Annotated in this window: 20 protein-coding genes, 1 tRNA gene and 2 pseudogenes; 8 read left to right on the top strand and 15 right to left on the bottom strand. The window is 63.6% G+C overall.

Annotation, left to right across the window (positions count from 1 at the left end; genetic code table 11):
* Positions 1-62 precede the first annotated feature (62 nt).
* A tRNA-Pro gene (locus E5E97_RS03410) sits at positions 63-139 on the top strand.
* Between the two features lie 396 nt (positions 140-535).
* Here the strand turns inward: E5E97_RS03410 and E5E97_RS03405 are convergent.
* Both E5E97_RS03405 and E5E97_RS03400 read right to left on the bottom strand, forming a co-directional pair.
* On the bottom strand, positions 536-1,063 hold the full coding sequence (locus E5E97_RS03405; protein WP_011707791.1) for a hypothetical protein: 528 nt from the start codon (positions 1,061-1,063) through the stop codon (positions 536-538).
* A gap of 124 nt (positions 1,064-1,187) precedes the next feature.
* Positions 1,188-1,652 (bottom strand): thioesterase family protein, encoded by a 465-nt coding sequence (locus E5E97_RS03400; protein WP_029306122.1) that lies wholly within the window; start codon positions 1,650-1,652, stop codon positions 1,188-1,190.
* A 133-nt stretch (positions 1,653-1,785) separates the two neighbouring features.
* On the opposite strand from E5E97_RS03400, the gene recQ reads away from it, so the two are divergent.
* Positions 1,786-3,621 carry an ATP-dependent DNA helicase RecQ gene (gene recQ / locus E5E97_RS03395; RefSeq protein ID WP_171279870.1) on the top strand — a complete coding sequence of 612 codons (1,836 nt, stop codon included), beginning with the start codon at positions 1,786-1,788 and terminating at the stop codon, positions 3,619-3,621.
* A gap of 68 nt (positions 3,622-3,689) precedes the next feature.
* Here the strand turns inward: recQ and E5E97_RS03390 are convergent, their stop codons facing one another.
* Positions 3,690-3,989 carry a cytochrome c gene (locus E5E97_RS03390; RefSeq protein ID WP_102989830.1) on the bottom strand — a complete coding sequence of 100 codons (300 nt, stop codon included), beginning with the start codon at positions 3,987-3,989 and terminating at the stop codon, positions 3,690-3,692.
* A 103-nt stretch (positions 3,990-4,092) separates the two neighbouring features.
* On the opposite strand from E5E97_RS03390, the gene E5E97_RS03385 reads away from it, so the two are divergent.
* From E5E97_RS03385 to E5E97_RS03375, 3 genes are all read left to right on the top strand, one after another.
* A complete protein-coding gene (locus E5E97_RS03385; protein WP_171279869.1) occupies positions 4,093-5,520 on the top strand; it encodes a YdiU family protein in 1,428 nt (475 codons plus the stop codon).
* A 10-nt stretch (positions 5,521-5,530) separates the two neighbouring features.
* The gene (locus tag E5E97_RS03380) at positions 5,531-5,818 is read left to right on the top strand and encodes a DUF3630 family protein (RefSeq protein ID WP_171279868.1); all 288 of its coding nucleotides are present in this window, start codon (positions 5,531-5,533) and stop codon (positions 5,816-5,818) included.
* Between the two features lie 132 nt (positions 5,819-5,950).
* Entirely contained in the window at positions 5,951-6,625 is a 675-nt protein-coding gene (locus E5E97_RS03375; protein WP_118880163.1) for a 7-cyano-7-deazaguanine/7-aminomethyl-7-deazaguanine transporter, read from the top strand.
* A 270-nt stretch (positions 6,626-6,895) separates the two neighbouring features.
* Here the strand turns inward: E5E97_RS03375 and rraA are convergent, their stop codons facing one another.
* On the bottom strand, positions 6,896-7,381 hold the full coding sequence (rraA, locus tag E5E97_RS03370; protein ID WP_005306574.1) for a ribonuclease E activity regulator RraA: 486 nt from the start codon (positions 7,379-7,381) through the stop codon (positions 6,896-6,898).
* A gap of 146 nt (positions 7,382-7,527) precedes the next feature.
* Here rraA and E5E97_RS03365 point away from each other — a divergent pair, with 146 nt between their 5' ends.
* Complete coding sequence (locus E5E97_RS03365) at positions 7,528-9,381, top strand: methyl-accepting chemotaxis protein (RefSeq protein ID WP_017409750.1); 1,854 nt, start codon at positions 7,528-7,530, stop codon at positions 9,379-9,381.
* A 57-nt stretch (positions 9,382-9,438) separates the two neighbouring features.
* On the opposite strand, the pseudogene mgtE reads toward E5E97_RS03365, so the two are convergent.
* The 7 genes and pseudogenes from mgtE to E5E97_RS03335 all read right to left on the bottom strand — a co-directional run bounded on the left by mgtE (position 9,439) and on the right by E5E97_RS03335 (position 17,447).
* Positions 9,439-10,862, bottom strand: a pseudogene (gene mgtE, locus E5E97_RS03360) (magnesium transporter).
* A 132-nt stretch (positions 10,863-10,994) separates the two neighbouring features.
* Positions 10,995-12,401 carry a siroheme synthase CysG gene (gene cysG, locus E5E97_RS03355; RefSeq protein WP_171279867.1) on the bottom strand — a complete coding sequence of 469 codons (1,407 nt, stop codon included), beginning with the start codon at positions 12,399-12,401 and terminating at the stop codon, positions 10,995-10,997.
* Positions 12,402-12,413: 12 nt separating this feature from the next.
* Positions 12,414-13,226 carry a nitrite transporter NirC gene (nirC, locus tag E5E97_RS03350; protein WP_171279866.1) on the bottom strand — a complete coding sequence of 271 codons (813 nt, stop codon included), beginning with the start codon at positions 13,224-13,226 and terminating at the stop codon, positions 12,414-12,416.
* 51 nt (positions 13,227-13,277) lie between these two features.
* A complete protein-coding gene (nirD, locus tag E5E97_RS03345; RefSeq protein ID WP_011707780.1) occupies positions 13,278-13,595 on the bottom strand; it encodes a nitrite reductase small subunit NirD in 318 nt (105 codons plus the stop codon).
* A 35-nt stretch (positions 13,596-13,630) separates the two neighbouring features.
* Positions 13,631-13,702: pseudogene (nirD, locus tag E5E97_RS23410) on the bottom strand (nitrite reductase small subunit); the annotation flags it as partial.
* Positions 13,702-16,248, bottom strand: coding sequence for a nitrite reductase large subunit NirB (gene nirB / locus E5E97_RS03340; RefSeq protein WP_171279865.1), 2,547 nt, complete (start codon positions 16,246-16,248; stop codon positions 13,702-13,704). The pseudogene nirD (E5E97_RS23410) and the gene nirB, both read right to left, overlap by 1 nt.
* Before the next feature lie 287 nt (positions 16,249-16,535).
* A complete protein-coding gene (locus E5E97_RS03335; protein ID WP_171279864.1) occupies positions 16,536-17,447 on the bottom strand; it encodes a LysR family transcriptional regulator in 912 nt (303 codons plus the stop codon).
* A gap of 168 nt (positions 17,448-17,615) precedes the next feature.
* Between E5E97_RS03335 and E5E97_RS03330 the strand changes: the two genes are divergently transcribed.
* Complete coding sequence (locus E5E97_RS03330; protein WP_171279863.1) at positions 17,616-19,040, top strand: MFS transporter; 1,425 nt, start codon at positions 17,616-17,618, stop codon at positions 19,038-19,040.
* A gap of 92 nt (positions 19,041-19,132) precedes the next feature.
* On the opposite strand, the gene hslU is transcribed toward E5E97_RS03330, so the two are convergent.
* From hslU to argS, 4 genes are all read right to left on the bottom strand, one after another.
* The gene (hslU, locus tag E5E97_RS03325) at positions 19,133-20,461 is read right to left on the bottom strand and encodes an HslU--HslV peptidase ATPase subunit (protein ID WP_024945162.1); all 1,329 of its coding nucleotides are present in this window, start codon (positions 20,459-20,461) and stop codon (positions 19,133-19,135) included.
* A 92-nt stretch (positions 20,462-20,553) separates the two neighbouring features.
* Positions 20,554-21,087, bottom strand: a complete 534-nt coding sequence (gene hslV, locus E5E97_RS03320) for an ATP-dependent protease subunit HslV (RefSeq protein WP_171279862.1) — start codon at positions 21,085-21,087, stop codon at positions 20,554-20,556.
* Between the two features lie 188 nt (positions 21,088-21,275).
* Positions 21,276-22,115, bottom strand: coding sequence for an SPOR domain-containing protein (locus E5E97_RS03315; protein WP_011707775.1), 840 nt, complete (start codon positions 22,113-22,115; stop codon positions 21,276-21,278).
* Positions 22,116-22,118: 3 nt separating this feature from the next.
* Complete coding sequence (gene argS, locus E5E97_RS03310) at positions 22,119-23,864, bottom strand: arginine--tRNA ligase (protein WP_118880170.1); 1,746 nt, start codon at positions 23,862-23,864, stop codon at positions 22,119-22,121.
* Between the two features lie 313 nt (positions 23,865-24,177).
* Here argS and E5E97_RS03305 point away from each other — a divergent pair, with 313 nt between their 5' ends.
* A complete protein-coding gene (locus E5E97_RS03305) occupies positions 24,178-24,744 on the top strand; it encodes an LON peptidase substrate-binding domain-containing protein (RefSeq protein WP_043164119.1) in 567 nt (188 codons plus the stop codon).
* Positions 24,745-24,787: the final 43 nt, after the last annotated feature.

Raw genomic sequence — 24,787 nt, 5'->3', positions numbered from 1 at the left:
CCAAACGTAAAAAAGGCTTGTGTCGAGTCGGGGCTTTCGGTAAATTCCCGTCCCGCAGACATCGGTGTGTAGCGCAGCTTGGTAGCGCACTTCGTTCGGGACGAAGGGGTCGGAGGTTCGAATCCTCTCACACCGACCACATTAGAAAAGGCCGCTCAATAGAGCGGCCTTTTCGCATTTGGCATTCGCGCAAATGGAGGCGATATTCAGGCTGGCGGCTTGCTAGGGTAACTGCAATGCTCCTCTGTCCCTCTGTCCCTCTGTCCCTCTGTCCCTCTGTCCCTCTGTCCCTCTGTCCCTCTGTCCCTCTGTCCCTCTGTCCCTCTGTCCCTCTGTCCCTCTGTCCCTCTGTCCCTCTGTCCCTCTGTCTCTCTGTTTCATCCATCTTGTCAGTTCCGTTGCTCGGCACTGGGCAATAAAAGGGCCACCGCTCGGTGGCCCAGGGTGGAGTCTGATCCTGACTCCGGCACTCTAGATTGTGGCAATCTCTGGTTGGGTTCTGTCTATGGTGCCCTCCTTGCGCGCCAGGCGCCTGTTAGATATGCCAGTGCTGATGCCGCAATGCCTTGAAGCCGTGCTGAGGTTGCAAGGCCGCGTGCTTGGGGTACTCACTAATGAAATGTTCGATTCCCTCCATCAGTTGTTCACGTAATGAAGACACGGGCTCATGCCAGGCTTGCAGGCATAGATGGCCGGGGATCAGCTGCTCCTGATAATCTTCCAGCAGCTGTTCTGGCCAGGGCTCAATACCGGAATTGCGTTGCAGCAAATAGTGGGCGGCGGGTTCACGGGCATAGATGAACTGAATTTGGGCCAGGTCGCGTTGGCTTAGCGTTTGACTGTTGATATGACAAGTCAGGTATTTTCCCGTCTTCAGGTCCAAGAAGTGACCGCGTTGCCGACAGGCTATGATGCGATACCAAGGCAGGGGCGAACAGAGAGAGTATCCCTCAAGCTCCTGTTCCAGCCAGTGGCGACACTCGGGTGTCTGCACCTCGTCGAGCATGGACTCGAGCTGCCTCAACAAGGCTCTGGATGGTTTGGTGGCCAGTTTCGCACTCATCGCCTGCAATCCTCCCTCTGCACACAATCCCGACTTTCAGTATGAACCCGGTGGCGGCAGAGGGGGTAAGGTTTCTAATGATTAAAATCAGATTAGCAGCGTGGTTTTTATGCAACAGGCTGGCTCAGCCCACCAGGTAGGTACCGGTGCCGAAGGCGATATGAGTCCCTTCTTCGTTGTGCAGTTCCATGCGGGCAACCGCGACCTTGCTGCCGGCCCGGATGATGTGGGCGGTGGCGATAAACTCGTTGCCGCGCCCCGGCCGCAGGTAGTCCACTCGCAGATCGATGGTACCAAGGCGGGAGAAGCGCTCCTTGAGGTAGCTGGGGGAGAAGTCTTCCAGCTCGTCGATGCAGGAGGCGGCGACTATCATGCCGCCGGCCACATCGAGCAGGCTGGCGGTGACCCCGCCATGCAGGATGTTGTGGAAGGGATTGCCGATCAGCTTCTCCTCCATCTTGATGCGCAGCTCCACCTTGTCGAAGTCGTAGTGCGTCACCTGCATGCCGATCAGCTTGTTGAACGGCATCCTCTCGGCGAACAGGTTGGCAATGCCACTGAGCGCCATCTTCTTGAGCATCTGTTTCATTCCTTGAGTCCGATCCCTGGCAGTACGACCGAGTAAAAACTCCAGCCAGTCTGCAACACTTCCTTAACAGTCGCAATGGCAGGTTTATTGTGGGCGGCGGCTGCTTTAGAATGGCGACCCCAAAGGAGAGCCCATGACCGCCATTGCCGAAACCCTGCCTGACCCCCAGCCAGAGAATCCGCTTGCCCTGCTGCAGGCGGTGTTCGGCTATCAGCAATTCCGGCCGGGCCAGCTCGAAATTATCGAGCAGATCGTGGCGGGGCGCGATGCGCTGGTGCTCAAGCCGACCGGTGGCGGCAAGTCGCTCTGCTACCAGATCCCGGCGCTGCTGCGGCCCGGGCTCGGGGTGGTGGTCTCTCCTCTCATTTCGCTGATGAAGGATCAGGTGGACAGCCTGCGCGCCAACGGCGTGGCGGCGGTCTACATCAACTCGGCCCTCAGCCGGGAGGAGATGATCCAGAACTTCGCCGCCATGCGGCGCGGCGAGATAAAAATCGTCTATGTCTCCCCCGAACGCCTGCTGCAGCACGAGTTTATGGATCGGCTGGCGGAGCTGCCGCTCGGCCTGTTTGCCATCGACGAGGCGCACTGCGTCTCCCAGTGGGGGCACGATTTTCGGCCGGAATACGCGGCGCTGGGCCGGCTCAAGCAGTGGTTCCCGCAGGTGCCCGTGGTGGCGCTCACCGCCACCGCCGACGAGGCGACCCGCAGCGACATGCTGCATCGGCTGGAACTCCACGACCCCTTTATCCACACCGCCAGCTTCGATCGGCCCAATATCCGCTACAGCCTGGTGGAGAAGTTCAAGGCGGCGGAGCAGCTGCTGCGCTACGTGCAGAGCCAGAAGGGCAACTGCGGCATCGTCTACTGTTCCAGCCGCAACCGGGTGGAGGAGGTGGCCGAGCGGCTCTCTCGCCACGGCTGCAAGGCGGCGCCCTATCATGCCGGTTTGCCGCTCGAGCTGCGCCAGCGCACGCAGGAATCTTTCCTCAAGGACGACATCGAGATAGTGGTGGCGACGGTGGCGTTCGGCATGGGCATCGACAAGCCCAACGTGCGCTTCGTGGTGCACTACGACATCCCCAAGAACATCGAGTCCTACTATCAGGAAACCGGCCGGGCCGGCCGTGACGGTACCCCGGCCGAGGCGCTGCTGCTGTACGATCCCGCCGACATCGGTCGGGTGCGCCGGCTGCTCGACAACATCGGAAACCCCCAGCAGTTGCAGGTGGAGCAGTACAAGCTCAATGTAATGGCGGCCTTCGCCGAGGCGCAGACCTGCCGCCGCCAGGTGCTGCTTAACTACTTCGGCGAGTACAACGACAAGCCGTGCGGCAACTGTGACATCTGCCTCGACCCACCCCAGAGTTATGACGGCACCGAAGATGCCCAGAAGGCGCTCTCCTGCGTCTGGCGGGTGGGGCAGAACTTCGGGGTGGGTTATGTGGTGGAGGTGCTGCGCGGGTCGCTGAACCAGCGCATCAAGGATCACGGCCACGACAAGCTGTCGACCTACGGCATCGGCAAGGATCAGAGCCACGAGTACTGGATGAGCGTCATCCGCCAGCTGATCCACAAGGGGCTGCTGACCCAGAATATCACCCGCAATCTGGTGCTGCAGTTGACCGAGGCGGCCCGTCCCGTGCTGCGCGGCGAGGTGAAGCTGGATCTGGCGGTGCCGCGTCTGCAGCCCATCTCCAGCCGCAAGGAGAAGCGCAACGGCCTGCTCGACAACGCCAACTACGACAAGCGGTTGTTCAAGGAGCTGCGCGCCCTGCGCAAGCAGATCGCCGAGGATGAAGAGGTGCCGCCCTACGTGGTGTTCAACGACGCCACCCTGGTCGAGATGGCGCAGCTGATGCCGATGACCGAAGCGGAAATGCTGGCGGTCAACGGCGTGGGTCACCGCAAGCTGGAACGCTTCGGCGAAGCCTTTATGGACCTGATCATCGACTACTGCCGTCGGTAGGAACTTGGTGAAGTAACGCCGGGCAGAAGCTTCGCCAACGGGCGGCGCCTGTCTGCCGGGCGCGCCGGTTATTTGAGGCTGGCGTAATAGGCCGCCAGGTTCTCCATGTCCGCATCGGTGAGCGGCGCCATGAAGGGCACCATCAGGGGTTCCTTGCGGCTGCCATCCTTGAAGGCCTTCAGCTGTTTCACCAGATAGGCGGCGTTTTGTCCCGCCAGATGGGGATAGTTGGGAATAAGAGCCTTGCCTTCGACCCCGTGACAGGCGGTGCAGACGGCGGCCTTGGCCTTGCCGGCCTCGACATCCGCTGCCTGGGCCGGCCCCCACAACAACAGCAACAGGGGCAGGGCGCCCAACCATCTTTGCATCTTCTTCTCCTTGAAATGAAATAGCGCATCGTCCGTTAGCCAGTGCTGGCCGACGGCGGTATAAAGAGTGACACGAGCATACGCAGGGACGAACCGCACCACCATGAAGCTGATCAACACTTTTGCCACCGAACTGCCCTGGGCCTGCGAGCCCGTCGCACCCCAGCCACTGCATTCCCCCGGCCTGCTGCACCTCAACCGTGTGCTGCTCGGCGAGCTGGGGCTGGGGGCGGTGAGTGAGGCCGACTGGCTGACCTGCTGTGGCCATGGGCTGCCCTTGCCCGGCATGCAGCCGGTAGCCCAGGTCTATGCGGGCCACCAGTTCGGCGGCTACAGCCCGCGTCTTGGCGATGGTCGTGCCCTGCTGCTGGGGGAGCAGCAGGCGCCGGATGGCAGCCGCTGGGACCTGCACCTGAAAGGGGCGGGCAAGACCCCCTTCTCCCGTTTCGGCGATGGTCGCGCCGTGCTCCGTTCCAGCATTCGCGAGTATTTGGCGTCCGAGGCGCTGCATGCCCTCGGTATCCCCACCACCCGGGCACTGGTGCTGGTGGGCAGCCAGGAGCCGGTCTACCGCGAACAGGTGGAGACAGGTGCGACCGTGCTGCGTACCGCCCCGAGTCATCTGCGCTTCGGCCACGTCGAGTATTTCGCCTGGAGCGGGCAGGGGGAGCGGATCCCGGTCCTTATCGACTATCTGCTGCGCCACCATTTCCCCGAGCTGGCCGATGGTGCCGAGCTGTTTGCCGAAGTGGTGCGCCGCACCGCGCGGCTCATCGCCAAGTGGCAGGCGGCAGGCTTCTGTCACGGGGTGATGAACACCGACAACATGTCGCTGCTCGGGCTGACACTGGATTACGGCCCCTACGGTTTCATCGATGCCTATGTGCCGGACTTTGTCTGCAACCACTCGGATCCGGGCGGTCGCTATGCACTGGATCAGCAGCCAGCGGTCGGTTACTGGAATTTGCAAAAGCTGGCGCAGGCGCTGGCCGGCTACGTCGATGGGGACGCGCTGGCGGCGGCCCTGGCCCAGTACGAACACCAGTTGATGCTGCACTACTCCGAACTGATGCGCGCCAAACTGGGGCTGACGGTGTGGGAAGAGGACGATCCGGCGCTGTTTCGCGAGTTGTTCCGGCTGCTGGCGGTACACGGGGTGGATTACCACCTGTTTCTGCGCCGTCTCGGTGAGGTGACGCAAGAGGGGGCGTGGCCCGCCAGCCTGCTGGCCTTGCTGCCGGATCCTGCCGCCTGGCAAGGGTGGCTTGAGGCCTATCGGGCGCGCCTGGCCCGGGAAGGGAGCGAGGATGGCGTGCGCAAGGGGCAGATGGATGCGGTCAACCCCAAGTATGTGCTGCGCAACGCGCTGGCCCAGCGGGTGATCGAGGCCGCCGAGCAGGGCGACATGGCGCCGTTCGAGCGGCTGTTTGCGGCCCTGCAGCACCCCTATGATGAGCAACCCGAATACGAGGAGCTCGCTACTCCGCAACCAGCATGGTATTGCGGTGGCGAGCTCTCTTGCAGTAGTTGAGGAACCGCGGATGAACTGGCGTATCGCGCAGACAGACAGGGATGCCGGGGTGGTGACGCTGGTGAACCCCGCGCTCGACTGGGACAGCTTTCCGACCCTGGCCGAGGCTCTGTTGCAGGAGTGGGAGCTGGTGGCGCTCGAGCGGGAGTGCGGCGCCGATCGTCACAGCTGGCTGCTGGAGTTCGAGGGGAGTCGCTTTCGGCTCGAGTACGAACACTACAGCGGCTGCTGGCTGGCGGCGGAGCAGCCGGCCGATGCCGAGGTATTGCTCTGGCTGGTTCGTCAGCATCAGGGCTGAGCAGGGGCGGCAGCCTCAACCAACCGCATAAAGATTGAACTATCAGTGTGGGGGCGTATAATCTCGCCCCTCAATTATCGCCAATGGTGGCGGTATGGGTTCCCTAACCCCATTAACCAAAAAGGTCACAATATGAATCTGACCCCTGCTCAGCACCAGACGGCGCTGGTGCGCCTCTCGTTGTTTCACATCCTGATCATTGCCAGCAGCAACTATCTGGTGCAGCTGCCGATCACCATCTTCGGCTTCCACACTACCTGGGGTGCCTTCAGCTTCCCGTTCATCTTTCTGGCCACCGACCTGACGGTGCGGATCTTCGGTGCCGGTCTGGCGCGCAAGATCATCCAGACCGTGATGTTGCCGGCGCTGGCCATCTCCTATGCCCTGTCGGTGCTGTTCTTCGAGGGCAGCTTCCAGGGCGTCGGCAACCTGGCCGAATTCAATCTCTTTGTTGCCCGGATTGCGTTAGCCAGCTTTATGGCCTATCTGGTGGGCCAGTTCATGGACGTGGTGGTGTTCAACCGACTGCGGTTGTTGAAAGCCTGGTGGGTGGCACCGGCTGCCTCCACCCTGTTCGGCAACCTGGTGGACACCATCGCTTTCTTTACCATCGCCTTCTGGCGCAGCACGGATCCCTTCATGGCCGAGCACTGGGTCGAGATTGCCACCGTGGACTACGTGTTCAAGCTGCTGATAAGCCTGGGATTGTTTGTGCCGCTCTACGGCGTGCTGCTGCGTTATCTCAGCCGCAAGCTGGTGGGCGAGGCCGGATTGGCCAGCCTGCAAACGGCCACCCGGCAAGCCTGACGAGATTGACCACCCACTGCGGTGGTCAATTTTTTTGCATTTTTGGCAAATAAGAGTTGCCAAGTTAAATGAGAATGATTATTGTTACCTTGTTTTCCGGGAAAGACTTCATTCGTTCCAACGTGATGGACTTCTTGTGAAGGCACGACATTGCTCACATTGCTTCCAGTTAAGGGGCCAGTTTTTACTGGCCCTCTTTTTTTGCATGTTTTCGGCCAGCGACGGGTATAAAAAATGGGAGCCTTGGCTCCCATTTTCACTCTGCTCTGCTTACTCGATGTCGAGTGCATCGGGGGAGAGGATCACCCCTGTGGTATCGGCGTAGAGGTGGTCGTCCGGCAGGAAGGTGACACCGCCGAAGTTGACCGGCAGATCGGTCTCGCCCACGTCCTTGCTGTCGGCACCCACCGGAATGGCTGCCAGCGCTTGAATGCCGATATCCAAGTCTTCCAGAATGTCGACCTCGCGCACGCAGCCGTAGCAGACGATCCCTTCCCACTCGTTTTCGGCCGCCGTGGTGGCGATCTCGCTGTCGATAAGGGCGCGGCGCATGGAGCCACCGCCATCGATCAGCAACACCCGACCGACGCCGTTCTCTTTGACGAGTTCACGGATCAGGCCGTTTGATTCGAAGCATTTAACTGTGGTGATGACGCCGCCGAACGAGGCGCGGCCGCCGAAGGAGCAGAGCATGGGTTCGAGCACATCCACCATGTCCTGATAGATGTCGCACAGTTCTGAAGTGTTGTATTCCATTGTGTCAAATCCACCGCTGGAAACAGGTGGGATCCAGTATAAGGAGTGGGACCGGCATTTCAATGAATATTCCTTGAACAACAACGGGGATAACGTTTTCCGCATAAGCTCAATGCAGTCCATCCCGTGCTTGTGAGAGGTTCATCGTGCTGATCCGTCATAAATTGATCCTGAATACCGCGCTGGTCGCCGTTGCCATGCTGGTATTGAGCGGCCTGTTTCTCTACTCCAACCAGGTGAGTCGTCATCTGACCGAGGCCCAGCGCAACGTGGACGGGCTCGAGATCGCCATGCTCAACCTGCGACGGGCCGAGAAGGATTTCCTGATCCGCAAGGATCCGGCCTTCGTGACCCGCTTCAACGAGGTGCTGGCCAATTTTCACCAGCTCAACCAGACCCTGGGTCAGGATGACAACCTCAGTGCCGTGCAGGGCGAGCTGACCCGGCTGGATCAGCAGATGGGGGCCTATGGCAAGGCCTTCAACGATCTGGTGGCCCAGCAGCAGATCATCGGGCTGGGGCCGGAAGACGGCCTCTACGGGCGTTTGAGAACCGCGGTGCATCAGGTGGAAGAGGGGCTCAAGCAGCTGGATGAGCAGGGGCTGCTCATCACCATGTTGCAGCTGCGGCGGGCGGAGAAAGACTTCATGCTGCGCTCCGACATCCAGTATCTGGAACGCTTCCAGACCCTGCACAAGGATTTCCAGCAGCGGCTGGCAACCCTGCCGGAGGCTGATCGCGGCAAGCTGGAGCAGGCCAGCGAGCAGTACCGGCAGGACTTCGTCGCGCTGGTGCAGGGCATGCAAGTGCTGGGGTTGAGTGAAGATGAGGGGCTGCGCAATGAGATGCGGGGCCTGGTGCACCAGACCGAGCAGGGCTTTACCGCCGTCGGCAAGCACATCGCCGATGAGCTGGTACGGCAGACCTCGCGCCTCAATACCCTGATGCTGGTCTGCGGCGGCATCATCATAGTGCTGATCGGCATCATGAGCATGCTGCTGGGGCGCAGCATCGACCGCCCCATCTCGCGGGTGAACGACACCGTCAACCGCATCCGGCAAGACAACGACCTGCGCCTCAAGATAGAGCTGCAGGGGGCGGACGAGATGGCCCAGCTGGCAGGCAATCTGGACGTGATGCTGGGGGGCTTTCGCCACCTCATCGGCGACGTGAAGCAGAGCGTGCACACCCTGACCGAGGCGGCGGATCACCTCTCCGGCAACGTGCGCCGCACCAGCGAGGGGGCCGCTCGCCAGTTGCAGGAGACCGACATGGTGGCGACCGCCTCCACCGAGATGGGCTCCACCATAGAGGAGATCGCCCGCAACACCGAGCAGGCCGCCAACAATGCCCAGACTACCAACAACAAGGCGATGGAGGGACGCAGTGCGGTGGAGAACACCGTCAGCCAGATCCGCTCCCTGGCCGACAATCTGGAGAACTCCTCCCGCGAGGTGGCGCAGCTGCAGCAGGAGAGCGAAACCATCGGCTCCGTGCTGGACGTGATCCGCGGCATCGCCGAGCAGACCAACCTGCTTGCCCTCAATGCGGCCATCGAGGCGGCGCGGGCGGGGGATCAGGGGCGCGGCTTTGCGGTGGTGGCGGACGAGGTGCGCAGCCTCGCCATCCGCACCCAGAAGTCGACCCAGGAGATCGCCGGTATCATCAGTTCGCTGCAGAAGCAGACCGGCAACATAGTGGGCATGATGGCGACCTGCCGCGAGCAGGGCAACAGCAGCTCGGAGCAGGCCAGTATGGCGGGCGAACTGCTGGAGCAGATCACCCAGGACGTCACCCACATCATGGACATGAGCACCCAGATTGCCGCCGCCATCGAGCAGCAGAGCCTGGTGGCCAACGAGGTGAACCGCAACGTCAACAACATCCGCGACATCGCCCAGGAGTCGAGCCTGATGGCGGAGGAGAATGCCAAGTCGAGCCACGGCCTGACCGAGCAGGCCAAGCTGCTCAACCAGGCGGTGGCCAAATACCGGGTGTAGCGGCCGCGCCGAATGAACAAGGGAGCCATAAAGGCTCCCTTTTTATTGCCAAGCGGATCAAAGCAGGAACAGAGTAGCCAGCCCCAGGAAGATGAAGAAGCCGCCGGTGTCGGTGATGGCGGTGATCATCACGCTGGCCCCCACCGCCGGGTCGCGGCCCAGCCGGCTCATGGTCATGGGGATGATGACCCCCATCAGCGCCGCCACCAGCAGGTTGAGCATCATGGCGAGCGTCATCACCGCGCCCAGCGCCGCATCCTGATAGAGGATGTAGGTGGCCACCCCCATGGTGCCGCCCCACACCAGGCCGTTGATCAGGGCCACCCCCAGTTCGCGCCACAGCAGGAAGGAGACGTTGCCGGTCTGGATATGCTGCAGCGCCAGGGCCCGCACTATCATGGTGATGGTCTGGTTGCCGGTGTTGCCGCCGATGCCGGCGACGATGGGCATCAGCGCCGCCAGTGCCACCAGTTGGGAGATGGTGTGCTCGAACAGACCGATCACCCGCGATGCCACGAAGGCGGTGCAGAGGTTGATGGCGAGCCAGGCCCAGCGGGTCTTGACCGCCTTGGAGACGGGCGCGAACACGTCCTCCTCTTCACTGATCCCCCCATCCGACGCAGGTCGGTGTCGCTCTCCTCATAGACCAGGTCCACCACCTCGGCGACGGTGAGCCGGCCCATCAGCTTGCCGCGGCCGTCGATGACGGCGGCGGAGACCAGGTCGTCCCGCTCGAAGGTACGGGCGGCGGCTTCATCGTTGTCTTCCGGATCGAAGGTGACCGGATCCTTCTCCATTACGTCGCGCACCAGGGTCTCGGGTCTGTGCAGCAGCACTGTGGTGAGCGGCAGCTCCCCCTGCAGCCGGTTGCGCCGGTCGGTGACGAACAGCTTGTCGGTGTTGGCGGGGATCTTGCCGCGCAGGCGCAGGTAGCGCTGCACCGTGGCCAGGCTCACCTCGGCCCGCACCGTGATGAGCTCGAAGTCCATCATGGCGCCGACCGTGTGCTTGCCATAGCGGATCACCTCCCGCACCCGGTCGCGCTGGGCCGGGGCCATGGAGGTGAGCAGCCGCCCCATCAGGTTGCGCGGCAGGTATTGGCCCAGATAGATCTGATCGTCGATGTCGAGGGTGCGCAGGGCGTGCAGCAGCTCCTTGTCGCTCATGCCGCTGATCAGGCTGTCCCACACCGTCTCCGATGCCTCCACCAGGATCTGGCCGTGCTTCTCCTCGTCCACCTGCTGCCACAGCACGTGACGCTCGTCCGGCGGCAGGGATTCCAGCGCATCGGCGATATCGGCGGCGGGCAGGCTGTTGACCAGCCGGGTGAGCTCGCTGGTCTGATCCCGCAGAGTGGCATCCTGTACCCCTTGCGGGTCGAGCAGGCTGTCGGTGAGGGCATCATCGGCCAGCAGCAGGGTGAGAATGCGCGATCTGTCTTGTTCACGCTGTTTGGCGCTGTTCTTGGCGGGGAGGGACATGAAGCAGAATTCCTGATTTCGGTGGTCCGGCTGACACACCCCATAGGATACCAGACTCAAAACAAGAGGTTATGACAGTAAATTCAGAAAAAGAAACGCCACCCGAAGGTGGCGTTGACATAGATGCAGCGATCAGGCCGAGGCCAGGGCCGCGTCGGCGGCGCCTCCTTGCCCGAACCAGGCAAGCTGGTCCGCCAGGGTCACCACAGATCCCACCATGATGAGGGCCGGGCTCTCGATCCCCACCGCCAGTTCGGGCAGCTGGTCGAGGGTACCGCGAATGACCCGCTGACTTGGCTGGGTGCCGCGCTCGATCAGCGCCACCGGGGTGTCGCCCGCCTTGCCGTGGGTCAGCAGCTGCTCGCGGATGGTGGCACAGGAGGAGAGCCCCATGTAGAACACCAGGGTCTGCTTGTCTTTGGCCAGCAGCGGCCAGTCGAGATCCTGGGCGCCGCCCTTGCCGTGGGCGGTGACGAAGCGCACGCTCTGGGCGTGATCGCGGTGGGTCAGTGGAATGCCGGCGTAGGCCGCGCAGCCGCTGGCCGCGGTGATCCCCGGCACCACCTGAAAGCCGATGCCGCTGCCCACCAGCGTCTCCAGCTCCTCGCCGCCACGGCCGAAGATGAAGGGGTCGCCCCCCTTCAGCCGCACCACCCGCTGGCCCTTCTTCGCCTCCTGCAGCAACAGCTGGTTGATCCCCTCCTGCGGTACGCAGTGGTTGCCCGCCTGCTTGCCGACGAAGATGCGCTTCGCATCCCGGCGCACCAGCGCCATCACCTCGTCGGAGACCAGCCGGTCATAGACCACCACGTCCGCCTGCTGCATCTGGCGCAGGGCGTGCAGGGTGAGCAGGCCCGGATCGCCGGGGCCGGCTCCCACCAGTACCACCTCGCCAGCGGTCTGGCTCTCGTCGGCAAACAGGCTGTCGGCCAGCTGATTGGCAGAGGCGCTATCGCCCCGTGCCAGCGCCTGCCCGAGCCGGTCCGCCCCGAGCAGCCGCTCCCAGAAGCGGCGCCGCTCGCCCATGCTGGCGAAGCGAGCCTTGACCCGCTCCCGCAGGCTGCCGGCGAAGGCCGCGACGGCACCCAGATGCTGGGGCAGCAGGGCTTCGAGTTTTTCCCGCAGCAAGCGGGCCAGCACCGGGGCCTTGCCGCCGGAGGAGATGGCCACCATCAGCGGCGAGCGGTCGATGATCGACGGCATGATGAAGCTGGAGCGTTTCGGGTCATCCACCACGTTGGCAAAGATCCGCGCCTGATTGGCGCTCTGGTAGACCAGGGCGTTCACCTCGCGCCGATCGGTGGCGGCCACCACCAGCCACTTGCCCGTCAGTTGTGCCGGCGCGAATTCACCGGCCAGCCACTCGATGCTGCCGTTGGCAGCCAGTTCCGCCAGCTCGGGGTCGAGCTCGGGCGCGACCACGGTGAGCTGGGCACCGGCATCCAGCAGCAGGCGCGCCTTGCGCTCCGCTACCTCGCCGCCGCCGACCAGCAGCACGGGTTTGTTGTCGAGTCGGCAAAAGATGGGCAAGTAGTCCATGGGGCCTCCTGATCAGGCGGTTTGGGTCTGGCTGGCAGTGGTGGTGGTCTCGCTCACCGCGACCGGGCGCTCAGCCTTGGGGGTGGCATACCAGTAGCCGAGGCCCATGAAGAGGGCGTCGGAGACGGTGTTGCCCAGGGTCACCCACAGCAGGTTGTGGCCGATGCCGCCCAGGGTGTAGGCCTCGGAGTGGGCACCGAACCAGGAGAGGGCGAACAGGGTCATGTTGGCGACCGAGTGCTCGTAGCCGGAGGCGATGAAGGCCAGCAGGCACCACCAGATGGCGATGAACTTGGCGGCACCCTCGGTGCGCAGCGCCATCCAGATGGCGAGGCAGACCAGCCAGTTGCACAGCACGCCCTTCATGAACAGGGTCAGCGCCGGTGCCTGGGTCTTGGCCAGCGCCACCTTGTGCGCCAGGCTGCCCGCATCCGGCAGCAGGCTGCCGCCGTAGGAGTAGATCAGCGCCACCGCGATGGAGCCGAGCAGGTTGCCGGCCCAGGTCTGGGGCAGGATGCGCAGCAGATCCCCCATGGAAATCTTGCCGGTCTTCACCCCGAAGGTGAGGAACATGGTGTGGCCGGTAAACAGCTCGGAGCCGGCGATGATCACCAGCGTCAGGGCGATACCGAAGGTGGCCCCCATCACCAGCGGCCGGATGGCGGGATCCACCAGATTGCCGAGGGTGAAGATAAGGATGATGCCAAGGCCCACATAGGCCCCCGCCATGGCGGAGCTGAGCCAGAAGCCGAGCTTGTCGCTGCGCTCGAAGCGATTGATGCGGGCCGCGTTGGCGGCGCACTTGTTGATGGTTTCGGTATACATCTTTGTTTCCTTCAAGAGGGCCGCCCGCGGGCAGCCCTGATATGCATGGTGTTAGACGGTGACCCAGACTTGTTGGTCGCGCACTTCAACGGGATAGCTTTGCACCGACATGGCGGCGTTCTCGAGGCAGTGGCCGTCGCGCAGACGGAAGTGCTGCTTCTTGAGCGGGCTGGCGACCCAGAGCTCACCTTCGTGTTCACCGACGATGCCACGCGACAGCACGTTGGCGGCGAAGAAGGGATCCCGGTTGTCGATGGCGAACACCTCGGCCGCCGCGCTCGGGCGGAACAGGGCGATCTGGCGCCCCTCGAGCAGAGCACAGACGCCGGTGCCAGGGAGTATGTCGTTGAGTTGGCAGGCTAATTTCATGATTGAACCTCCACATCGAGCGAAACAGGCATATTCTGGCGGCCCTCAATGAGTGCGCATACACCGGTTCCCGGCATGATGTCGTTGAGTTGGCAGGCTAATTTCATCATTTGGTCTCCACCTCGATCTGGTAGACGGGGATGCGCTCGGCCGGGGTGGCCGGTCGGTGCTGGTCGCGCTCGCTGACGAACTGAACGTCCGGGTCGCGCTTGTCGCTGTTGATGAAGTGGCTGAAACGCTTGAGCGCTTCCTCTTCATTGAGGGTGCGCGACCATTCGCACTCGTAGCTGTCGATGAGGGTCTGGATATCGCGCTCCAGCGTCTCGGCCAGCCCCAGCTTGTCGTCGACGATCACTTCGCGCAGGTAGTCGACGCCCCCTTCCAGATTGCCAAGCCAGACCGAGGTGCGCTGCAGTTTGTCGGCGCTGGTGACGTAGAACATCATGAAACGGTCGATCAGCTTGATCAGGGTTTCACGGTCGAGGTCAGATGCCAGCAGGTCGGCGTGGCGCGGCTTCATGCCGCCGTTGCCGCCCACATAGAGGTTCCAGCCTGCGTCGGTGGCGATGATGCCGACGTCCTTGCCCTGGGCTTCCGCACATTCGCGGGTACAGCCGGAGACACCGAACTTCATCTTGTGGGGGGTGCGAATACCCTTGTAGCGGTTCTCGAGGAAGACCCCGAGGCCGACGCTGTCCTGCACGCCAAAGCGGCACCAGGTGCTGCCGACGCAGGTCTTGGCCATGCGCAGCGCTTTGGCGTAGGCCTGACCGGTCTCGAAACCGGCCGCCAGCAGTTTGCGCCAGATGGCGGGCAGATCATCCTTCTGGGCTCCGAACAGACCGATGCGCTGGGCGCCGGTGATCTTGGTGTAGAGCTTGTAGTCGCGGGCCACTTCGGCCACCGCCAGCAGCCCTTCCGGGGTCACTTCACCGCCGGCCATGCGCGGGATGACGGAGTAGCTGCCGTCCTTCTGCATGTTGCCGAGGAAGATGTCGTTGGTGTCCTGCAACTGGGTATTGAGCGGGCTCAGCACATAGTCGTTCCAGCAGGAGGCGAGGATGGAGCCGACGGTCGGTTTGCACACCTCGCAGCCATGGCCGTGGCCGTGCTTGGCCAGCAGCTCGTCGAAGCTCTTGATCCCCTCCACCTTGACCAGGTGGAACAGCTCCTGACGGGAGTAGGGGAAGTGGCCGCAGAGGTGGTTGTTGACCTCGATGCCCTGCTTCACCAGCTCGGCGTTGAGCACCTGGCTGATGAGCGGCACGCAGCCGCCACAGCCGGTACCAGCCTTGGTGTGCTGCTTGATGGCGGCCAGCGTGGTGTGACCCTCGGCCACCGCCTTGGCGATGTCGCCCTTGGAGACGTCAAAGCAGGAGCAGATCTGGGCACTTTCCGGCAGGGCATCCACCCCCAGGGTCGGCTTGGCCCCGGCGTAGGCGGGCAGGATCAGGGTGTCCGGGTGGTTCGGCAGCGGCAGGGCGTTGAGCATCATCTGCAGCAGGTTGCCGTAATCTTCCACGTCACCCACCAGCACGGCGCCGAGCAATCGGCTGTTGTCTTCGCTCACCACTATCTTCTTGTAGACGCCGGCCTGGTCATCCTGAAACACATAGCTGTGGCTGCCCGGGGTGCGGCCGTGGGCATCACCGATGGAGCCGACGGAGACACCGAGCAGCTTGAGCTTGGCGCTCATGTCCGCTCCCTCAAAGCGGCTGTCGCCGCCGAGCAGATGGTCGACGGTGATCTGGGCCATCTTGTAGCCCGGCGCCACCAGCCCGAAGAAGCGGCCCTGCCAGGCGGCGCACTCGCCGATGGCATAGATGTCGGGGTCGGAGGTGAGGCAGTGATCGTCGATCAGCACGCCGCCACGGTCGGCAATGGCCAGTTCACAGTAACGGCCCAGGGTATCCTGCGGGCGGATGCCGGTGGAGAAGACCACCACGTCCACTTCCAGCTGGCTGCCGTCGGCGAAGGCGAGGCGGTGCTGGGCGTCGCGACCGCCGTGCATCAGGATTTCGCTGGTGCTCTTGCTGGTGTGCACCTGCACGCCCATGGATTCAATCTTGCGGCGCAGCAGCTGGCCGCCCTGACCATCGAGCTGCTCTGCCATCAGCACAGGAGCAAACTCCACCACGTGGGTCTCGAGACCCAGTGCCTTGAGGGCACCGGCGGCTTCGAGGCCAAGCAGGCCGCCCCCGATCACCACCCCGCTCTTGCCGCTTTTGGCGGCGCTGCGGATGGCTTTCAGATCCTCGATGGTGCGATAGACGAAGCACTCGTGGTGCTGGCTGCCCTGGATGGGCGGGACCCAGGGGTAGGAGCCGGTGGCCAGCACCAGCTTGTCGTACTCGACCACAGTGCCCTTGTTGGAGTGCACTTCGCGGTTGGCCCTGTCGATTTTTTTCACCGCTTCGCCGAGCAGCAGGCGGATGCCGTGCTTGTCGTAGAAACCGGGTTTGACGAGGGAGAGATCTTCGCTGGTGTGATGGGAGAAGTAGGAGGAGAGATGGACGCGATCGTAGGCGGGACGGGGTTCTGCACCGAAGACGGTGATCTCGTAGCGGCCCGGGTCGGCCCGCTCGATCAGCTCTTCGATGAAGCGGTGCCCCACCATGCCGTTGCCCACAACGACCAGTCTGACTTTGCTCATAGTTGCCTCAAGTTTGGAGTAATAAAACATCATTCTGAGGCTAGGCTACCCAGTCGGCAGGGGCAGACGATTGATGCAAATCAAGTGTCTATTTATATATCCCCTCAGGGGTAATTCCTGATAATTCAAAGCTATGCATAAATAGGTATACCAGTGGTGCAATTGGTGGCGGAATGCGGATCGGGAGCGCCGCCGCAGGAGCGGCCTGGCTGACCACGCAAAGCAATGTCCAGACTGCCAAAAGACGCGAAAGATTCCTTCATTGGCAGTCTGGCGAGGAGAGGGGCCTACGGCAGGGGGCGGTAGGGGCTTTGGGCGCAGGTGTCGCGAATGAGGGTGCGCAGCCAGCGGTGGGCCGGATCCGCGTCCAGCCGGGGGTGCCAGAGCAGGGCGACCCGGATCCCGGGCAGCGTGAAGGGCAGGGGCCGTGCAACCAGATCGCCCAGCAGGGCGGCGCAGTGATGCTCCGGCACCGTGGCCACCAGATCGCTGCCGCGCACCAGCGCCAGCGCGGTGGCAAAGCCGGGGACCAGAGTGGCGACGGTGCGGGTCAACCCCAGCTTGGCCAGCGCCTCATCGACCGGGCTGTGGGGCTGGCCGCGGCGGGATACCAGCACGTGGCGCGCCTCGGCGTAGCGGCTGGCGGTCAGCGGGCCATCGCACAGTGGATGGCCCGGCCGCACCACCGCGACGAAGTGGTCCTGAAACAGTGCCTGGGTACGCAGCTCGGGCGCCGTGGTGGCGCTGATGACCCCGGTCTCGAAATCCAGCTCGCCGCTGCGCAGGGGGCCGCTCTCCTTGTCGGGTTTGGCCAGAAAGTGCAGCCGCACCCCAGGCGCCTCGGCGGCGAGCCGGCTCAGCAGGGCGGCGCCGAACAGTTCCACCAGCCCCTCGCTGGCGCGCAGGGTGAAGGTGCGCTCCAGCCGCGCCGGGTCGACCTCCAGCCGGGGGCGTAGCACCTCCTCGGCCTCCTGCACCAGCCGGCCGACCTGCTCGCGCAGCAGCAACGCCCTGGGGGTGGGTACCAGGCCGCGGCCGGCCCGCACCAGCAGCGGGTCGCCGGTGGTCTCCCGCAGCCTGGCCAGGGCCCGGCTCATGGCGGAGGGGCTCAAGCCCAGTCGCCTGGCCGCGCCCGCCACGCTGCCTTCGTCCAGCAGGGCATCCAGGGTGATCAGCAGGTTGAGGTCGAGAGTGCTCATGTGCATGCCTTCATCGAGGTGGGAACAAAGGGGCCAGCTTCATCATACCCGAGAACGGGCTCCCTCATATGGCGTCCGCTGCATTGATAAGCTGCAACTGGTGCGTCTTCCGCCTGTTCATCGGTCCCACTAGCCTTGTCGTCATCACCCCCTTGTGGAGCCCGGATCATGTCACCCTTCACCCATGTTTTGCCTCCCGCTGCACGCCGCCTCGGTCTGCTGGCGCTTGGCCTCGCTACCCTGTTGCCCATGCTGGCGGGGAGCATGGCCAGCATGCTGCTGCCGGCACTGGGCGCGGACTTTGCCGTTCCCTTCGCCAGTCTGCAGTGGGTGCTGGTGGCCTATCTGCTTGGGCTCACCTGCCTGACGGTGGTGGCGGGCCGGTTGGGGGACAGGTTTGGCCGGCGCCGCCTGCTGCTGTGGGGCATGGGGCTGTTTGTGCTGGCCAGCCTGCTCTGCGCGCTGGCGCCGACCATCGGCTGGCTGCTTGCCGCCCGGGTGCTGCAGGGGGCGGGTGCGGCCTGCATGCTGGTGCTGTCGCTGGCCATGGTGGGCCAGCTGGTGTCGCCGGCCCGGCGCGGCCGGGGCATGGGGTTGCTCGGTACCCTCTCGGCCTGCGGCACGGCCCTCGGCCCCTCGTTTGGCGGTCTGCTGCTGGATGTTGCCGGCTGGCAGCTGGCCTTTCTCGCGCTGCTGCCGATCGGCCTGCTGGCACTGGTCTGCGGCCTGACCGGTCTGCCTCGGGATGAGGCGTGCACAGAGGAGGAGAGGCTCAATCTGGCGAGTCTGTCGCTCTTGCTGGTGGCGCTGCTCTGCTACGGGCTGGCCCTTACCTCGACGGGGGCGCTGGCCCTCTGGCTGGGGGGCGGGGCGCTGCTGGCCATCGCCTGGCTGGTGCGCAGCGAACTGGGCGCTGCCGCCCCCCTGTTGCCGCTGGCGCTGCTGGGGACCCGTCGGCTGCGCGGTGGTCTGGCGGCCAGTGCACTGGTGGCCGGTATCATGGTGCTGACCCTGCTGATCGGCCCCTTCTATCTGCAGGGGGCATTCGGGCTCGACCCGCTCACCAGCGGGTTGCTCATCTCGGGCGGGCCCCTGCTGGCGGCACTGACCGGGCTGCCCGCCGGCTGGCTGGTGGACAGGGTCGGCGCCATCACAGTGGTGCGGCTGGGATTGCTGCTGATGAGCGGCGCCGCGGCCTTGCTGGCGGTACTGAGCCCAGCCCTTGGCCCGCTCGGCTATCTGCTGCCGATCCTGTTGCTGACCGCAGGCTACGCCCTGTTTCAGACTGCCAACAACAGCGCCGTGATCGGTGGCTGCGGCGGACAGGCCCGCGGGGCCGTGGCCGGGTTGCTGACCCTGGCGCGCAATCTGGGTCAGCTGACGGGGGCGGCCGGGCTCGGCGCCCTGTTTGCCGGTCTGGCGGGAGGGGGCGATCCGGTCGTCGCCAGTGCCAGCGAGCTGCATTTTGCCATGCAGGCCAGCTTCGCCCTGAGCGGCGTGTTGCTGCTGGCCGCGCTCTGGCTGGCGGGAAGAGACCAGTGCAATGCGCCGGGCGAAGCGACCCGGGCAGGCTGCGAGTCGGGAGGGGGCTGAAAACGAAGACGCCTCCACAGGGGAGGCGTCTTGTTATGAGATTGAGCGGTTCGCTTACAGGAGATTAAACCGCTCAGCTCCTCGTTCTCGATTTACAGGATAAAGCGGCTCAGATCCTCGTCTTCAATCAGCTTGCCGAGGTGGGCGTTGACGTAGTCGGTGTCGATGACGAAGGTCTCGCCGGACTTCTCGGAGGCGTCGTAGGAGATGTCTTCCATCAGGCGCTCCATCACGGTGTGCAGGCGGCGGGCGCCGATGTTCTCGGTGCGCTCGTTGACCTGCCAGGCCGCTTCGGCCAGACGGCGGATGCCATCCTTGGTGAACTCGATCTTGACCCCTTCGGTAGCCATCAGCGCCTGGTACTGATCGGTCAGCGAGGCATTCGGCTCGGTCAGGATCCGCTCGAAGTCATCGGTGGTCAGCGCGGTCAGCTCGACCCGGATCGGCAGGCGGCCCTGCAGCTCGGGGATGAGGTCAGACGGCTTGGCGATCTGGAAGGCGCCGGAGGCGACGAACAGGATGTGGTCGGTCTTGACCATGCCGTGTTTGGTGTTGACGGTGCAGCCCTCGACCAGCGGCAGCAGGTCGCGCTGTACCCCTTCACGGGAGACATCGGGGCCCGAGCTCTCGCCACGCTTGCAGATCTTGTCGATCTCGTCGAGGAAGACGATACCGTTGTTCTCGACCGCGGCGATGGCTTTCTGCTTCAGCTCTTCCGGATTGACCAGACGGGCCGCTTCCTCTTCGATCAGCGCTTTCATGGCCTCTTTGACCTTGATCTTGCGCTTCTTCTTCTGGTTCTGGCCCAGGTTCTGGAACAGCCCCTGCAGCTGGTTGGCCATCTCTTCCATGCCCGGCGGGGTCATGATTTCGACGCCCATCGGCGAGGCGGAGAGTTCCAGTTCGATCTCCTTGTCATCCAGCTGGCCTTCCCGCAGTTTCTTGCGGAAGATCTGGCGGGTGTTGGAGTTGTCGGCTTTCTCTTCCTCGCCCCAGCTGTTGCGCGGGTTGGGCAGCAGGGCGTCGAGGATGCGCTCTTCGGCGGCTTCCTCGGCGCGGTATTTCATCTTCTCCATCTCGGTTTCGCGCACCAGCTTGATGGCGGCATCGGTCAGATCGCGAATGATGCTGTCCACTTCCTTGCCGACATAGCCCACTTCGGTGAACTTGGTCGCTTCCACCTTGATGAAGGGGGCGTTGGCCAGCTTGGCCAGACGACGGGCGATCTCGGTCTTGCCGACGCCGGTCGGGCCGATCATCAGGATGTTTTTCGGGGTCACTTCATGGCGCATCTCTTCATCGAGTTGCATCCGGCGCCAGCGGTTGCGCAGGGCGACGGCGACCGCGCGCTTGGCGTCGGCCTGGCCGATGATGTGACGATCCAGCTCGTGGACGATTTCTCTCGGGGTCATCTCGGACATGATGGCGTTCCTGTATCCGGGGCGGGCAGGGCCCACCCCTTGGAAAATGGGGTTTGGCTGGCGGCCTTATTTGGAGGCCCTATTTCGCCGACTTATTTAGCTGAATAATCCAGCACTTCGATGGTGTGGTTGCCGTTGGTGAACACACAGATGTCGCCCGCAATCTTGAGGGACTTCTCGACGATGCTCTTGGCATCGAGCTCGGTGTTCTCCAGCAGGGCGATGGCGGCGGACTGGGCGAAGTTGCCGCCGCTGCCGATGGCGATGAGATCGTGTTCCGGCTGCACCACGTCACCGTTGCCGGTGATGATGAAGGATTTGTGCTCGTCGGCGACGGCCAGCAGGGCCTCGAGGCGGCGCAGGGTGCGATCGGTGCGCCAGTCCTTGGCCAGCGCCACGGCGGCGCGCTCCAGGTTGCCCTGATGGGCCTGCAGTTTGGCTTCGAAGCGCTCGAGCAGGGTGAAGGCGTCGGCGGTGCCGCCGGCGAAACCAGCCAGTACCTTGCCGTTGTAGAGGCGATGAACCTTGCGGGCATTGCCCTTCATGACGGTGTTGCCAAGGGAGACCTGGCCATCGCCACCGATGACGACCTGACCGTTGCGGCGAACTGAAACTATGGTAGTCACTTTACTTACCTCGCTTGAGCCGAATGACGGCCTGACTGTGCATGGCAAGAAAGATGGGGATGGCAAACCGGCTTTTCAAGCCTGCAGTGTGGCGAGACCAACGGGGTGGGAGAGGCGCGGAGGCAAGTGGCACCAAAAGAAACAGGGCCGGGTGTTGCCACCCGGCCCTGTGGGTATGGACGCGGCGATCAGCCCTTCTTGGGGATGCAGCCGCTGATGCCGGAGCCCTGCAGCTTGCGGTTGGCCGCATCGGCCGCCGCCTTGCCGCTGAAGGGACCGACCATCACTTTGTAGACGGCGCCACCGGCCCCGTTGACCACCTGCAGGCTGGAAGAGAGCCCGGCGGTGAAGGCGATGCGCGCCTTGAGCGATTCGGCGGAATCCTGCGAGCGCAGCGCGGCGCACTGCATCATGTAGCGTTCGTTGTCGGCCGTTGCAGGCGGGGTTGCCGCCTTGGCCTTGGCGGCCTCGGCCCGTTCCCGCTCCAGTTCGGCACGCAGCTCCCGCTCCATCCGATCCCGTTCGGCCTTGCGGTCGATCACCTGCTCCTGGGCACTGGCCACCGGTGCGCCGGTCGCCGGCTTGGCCGGTTGTACCGGTTGTGGCTTGTAGGGCTGCACCTGGCCGATGGGGGTGCCCGGCTGGGGAATGTCGGTCGGCACCGGTTGCGGCAGCTTCTCCGGCTGCAGGGTCATGGTTTCCGCCGGCGGTGGCGGCAGCACGCCCGGCTGGGGCGGCGGCTCGGTGATATCGACCTGCTTGTTCTCCAGCCGTTCGATATAGCTCCACTTCTCCTGCGGCAGACCGTTGTTCTGTGCCTTGGGCTTGTTGGCTTTCACCTGCTCTTCGATGGTCGGGGCATCATGACCCTTGCCACTGATGGTGTAGAGGAAGCCTCCGAACCCTGCCAGCAGCGCCCCGGCCAGCAGGGCCGGGATAACAGGAAAGCGGCGAGGTGCCGCTTTCTTGGTGTTGCGACCACCAGCCCGACGTCGCGGGCGGCTGCCGACATAATCCCGGGTCGCCATCTATTACATGCGCTCCAGGGTGTGGATGCCCAGTACGCCCAGACCCAGCTTGAGGACCTTGGCGGTGGCGGCGCACAGCAGCAGACGGCTCTGACGGGTCGCTTCGTCGACGCCATCCTTGTTGATCGGGCAGGCTTCGTAGAAGGTCATGAAGTTGCCGGACAGCTCGTACAGATAGGTACAGAGCAGGTGCGGCATGCCCTTGTCCGCCACGCCGTTGACCGCGTCGGAGAACTGGATCAGCTTCTGGGCCAGCACCTCTTCCGCTTCCTCGTTCAGCACCACATGACCGCTCAGGGTGTCGGCATCGACGCCGGCCTTGCGGAAGATGGACTGGATGCGGGTGTAGGCGTACTGCAGGTACGGCGCCGTGTTGCCTTCAAAGGAGAGCATCAGATCCCAGTCGAAGATGTAGTCGGTGGTACGGTTCTTGGAGAGATCCGCATACTTGACCGCGCCCATGGCGATGGCGTGCACCACCTGGGCCTTCTCTTCGGCGGAGAGGTCGCTGTTGCGGCTCTCCAGCAGGGCGCTGGCGCGCTCTTCGGCTTCGTTCAGCAGTTCGACCAGCTTGACGGTACCGCCGGAACGGGTCTTGTAGGGACGGCCGTCCTTGCCCAGCATCATGCCGAAGGCGTGGTGCTCGAGCGGTACGGATTCCGGTACATAGCCCGCCTTGCGGGTGATGGTCCAGGCCTGCATCAGGTGCTGGTGCTGACGGGAGTCGATGAAGTACATCACCCGGTCGGCGCCCAGGGTTTCGTAACGGTATTTGGCACAGGCGATGTCGGTGGTGGTGTAGAGGAAGCCGCCATCGCTCTTCTGGATGATGACGCCCATGGGCTCGCCATCCTTGTTCTTGTACTCGTCCAGGAAGACGACGGTGGCGCCTTCGCTCTCGACTGCCAGGCCGCGCGCTTTCAGATCGGCGACGATCTCCGGCAGCATGTCGTTGTACATGGACTCGCCCATGATGTCCTTGTTGGTCAGGGAGACATTCAGGCGGTCGTAGTTGCGCTGGTTCTGCTCCATGGTCATGTCGACCAGCTTCTTCCACATGGTGCGGCAGTACTCATCGCCGCCCTGCAGCTTGACCACGTAGTTGCGCGCGCGCTCGGCGAAGGCTTCGTCTTCGTCGTAGTGACGCTTGGCCTGGGTGTAGAAGGCTTCCAGATCGCGCAGCTCCATGTCGGAGGCATGCTCGTTGGCCATCTTCTCCAGATAGGCGATCAGCATGCCGAACTGGGTACCCCAGTCGCCGATGTGGTTGGCACGCACCACCTTGTGGCCGAGGAACTCCAGCGCGCGGGCGGCCACGTCACCGAGGACGGTGGAGCGGATGTGGTGCACCGCCATCTCCTTGGCCACGTTGGGGGCGGAGTAGTCCACCACCACGGTCTGCGGCACCGGCAGCTTCACGTTGGCGTTGGCAGAGACGACCATGGCCTCCACCTGGCCGGCCAGCCAGCTCGGGTCGAAGAAGAAGTTGATGAAGCCGGGGCCGGCGATCTCGACCTTGGCGATCAGATCGGAGGCGGGCAGGTGCTCGATGATGGCAGCGGCCAGCTCACGGGGATTCTTGCGGGCCGGTTTGGCCAGCAGCATGGCCAGGTTGGTGGCCAGGTCGCCGTGAGCCTTCTCCTTGCATCGGTCTACTTGCACGCGGGCTTCCAGGTCCGCCGGCAGGACGCCCGCTGACTTCAGATTGGCTACCGTTTGTTCAAGTAGATGATGAATATGCTCTTTCATAACTGACCACCAAGGTTGCGCGTCGAAAAATGACTGATATATAAGGGCGTGAATTTTACCCGCATCGGCCCGAGAAAACTATAGGGACGGCCCGCCGGAGTTGGACGGGCGGATATTTCACTGCATTTGGCACCGTAATCCAGAATATTGGACGGAAATTGTGGTGCTTATCCATTTCTACTGCATATCGAAGCGGCTTGTCCAGGCTATTTTCCCCTGATTGTTAAGGGGTTTTTTATTCCAACTCGTTCTGAATGATCTGCCCCGTCGGCACGGTCGTATCAACAGGGACCTGTTACCGAGGAATCTGTCGATGAAACTGGCGCTGTTTCCCCTCTCGGCCCATCTGCTGCCCGGTGGCATCATGCCGCTGCGCATCTTCGAGCCCAGATACCAGCGCATGATCGCCCAGGCGGGAGATCAGGGCTTCGCCCTCTGCATGCTGGATCCCCGCCAGCCCGATGCGCTGCGCAACATGTACCCCATCGCCACCCGGGTGAGGATCGTCGACTTCGATCAACTGCCGGACGGCCTGCTCGGCATCACTGTGCTTGGCATGGAGCGGGTCAGGATCACCGATCTGTGGCAGGAGGCTGACGGCTTGCGGCTTGGGGAGGTGGAGCAATTGCCCCCCTGGCGCACCGGCCGGCTCAATGCCGACCAGCACTCGCTGGCCAGGGCGCTGCAGGAGGTGTTCGAGGACTATCCGGAATACGCGGCCCTCTATCGCAACCCCGACTGGGGTGATGCCAGCTGGGTGGCCCAGCGCTGGCTGGAGGTGCTGCCCATCCCGGTGGAGCAGAAGCAGTGGCTGGTGGCGGCGGAAGACAACCAGCCGGCGCTCTCCCTGCTGAGCGGGTTGCTGGTCGCCAGCCACTGAGCCCTCTTTGATACGGCGCCAGTGATCCTTTTGCTGCGGCGCA

It is taken from the genome of Aeromonas sp. 2692-1 (genome assembly GCF_013085505.1).
Lineage (GTDB): Bacteria > Pseudomonadota > Gammaproteobacteria > Enterobacterales > Aeromonadaceae > Aeromonas > Aeromonas hydrophila.
This window is presented reverse-complemented; position numbering and strand designations above follow the sequence as displayed.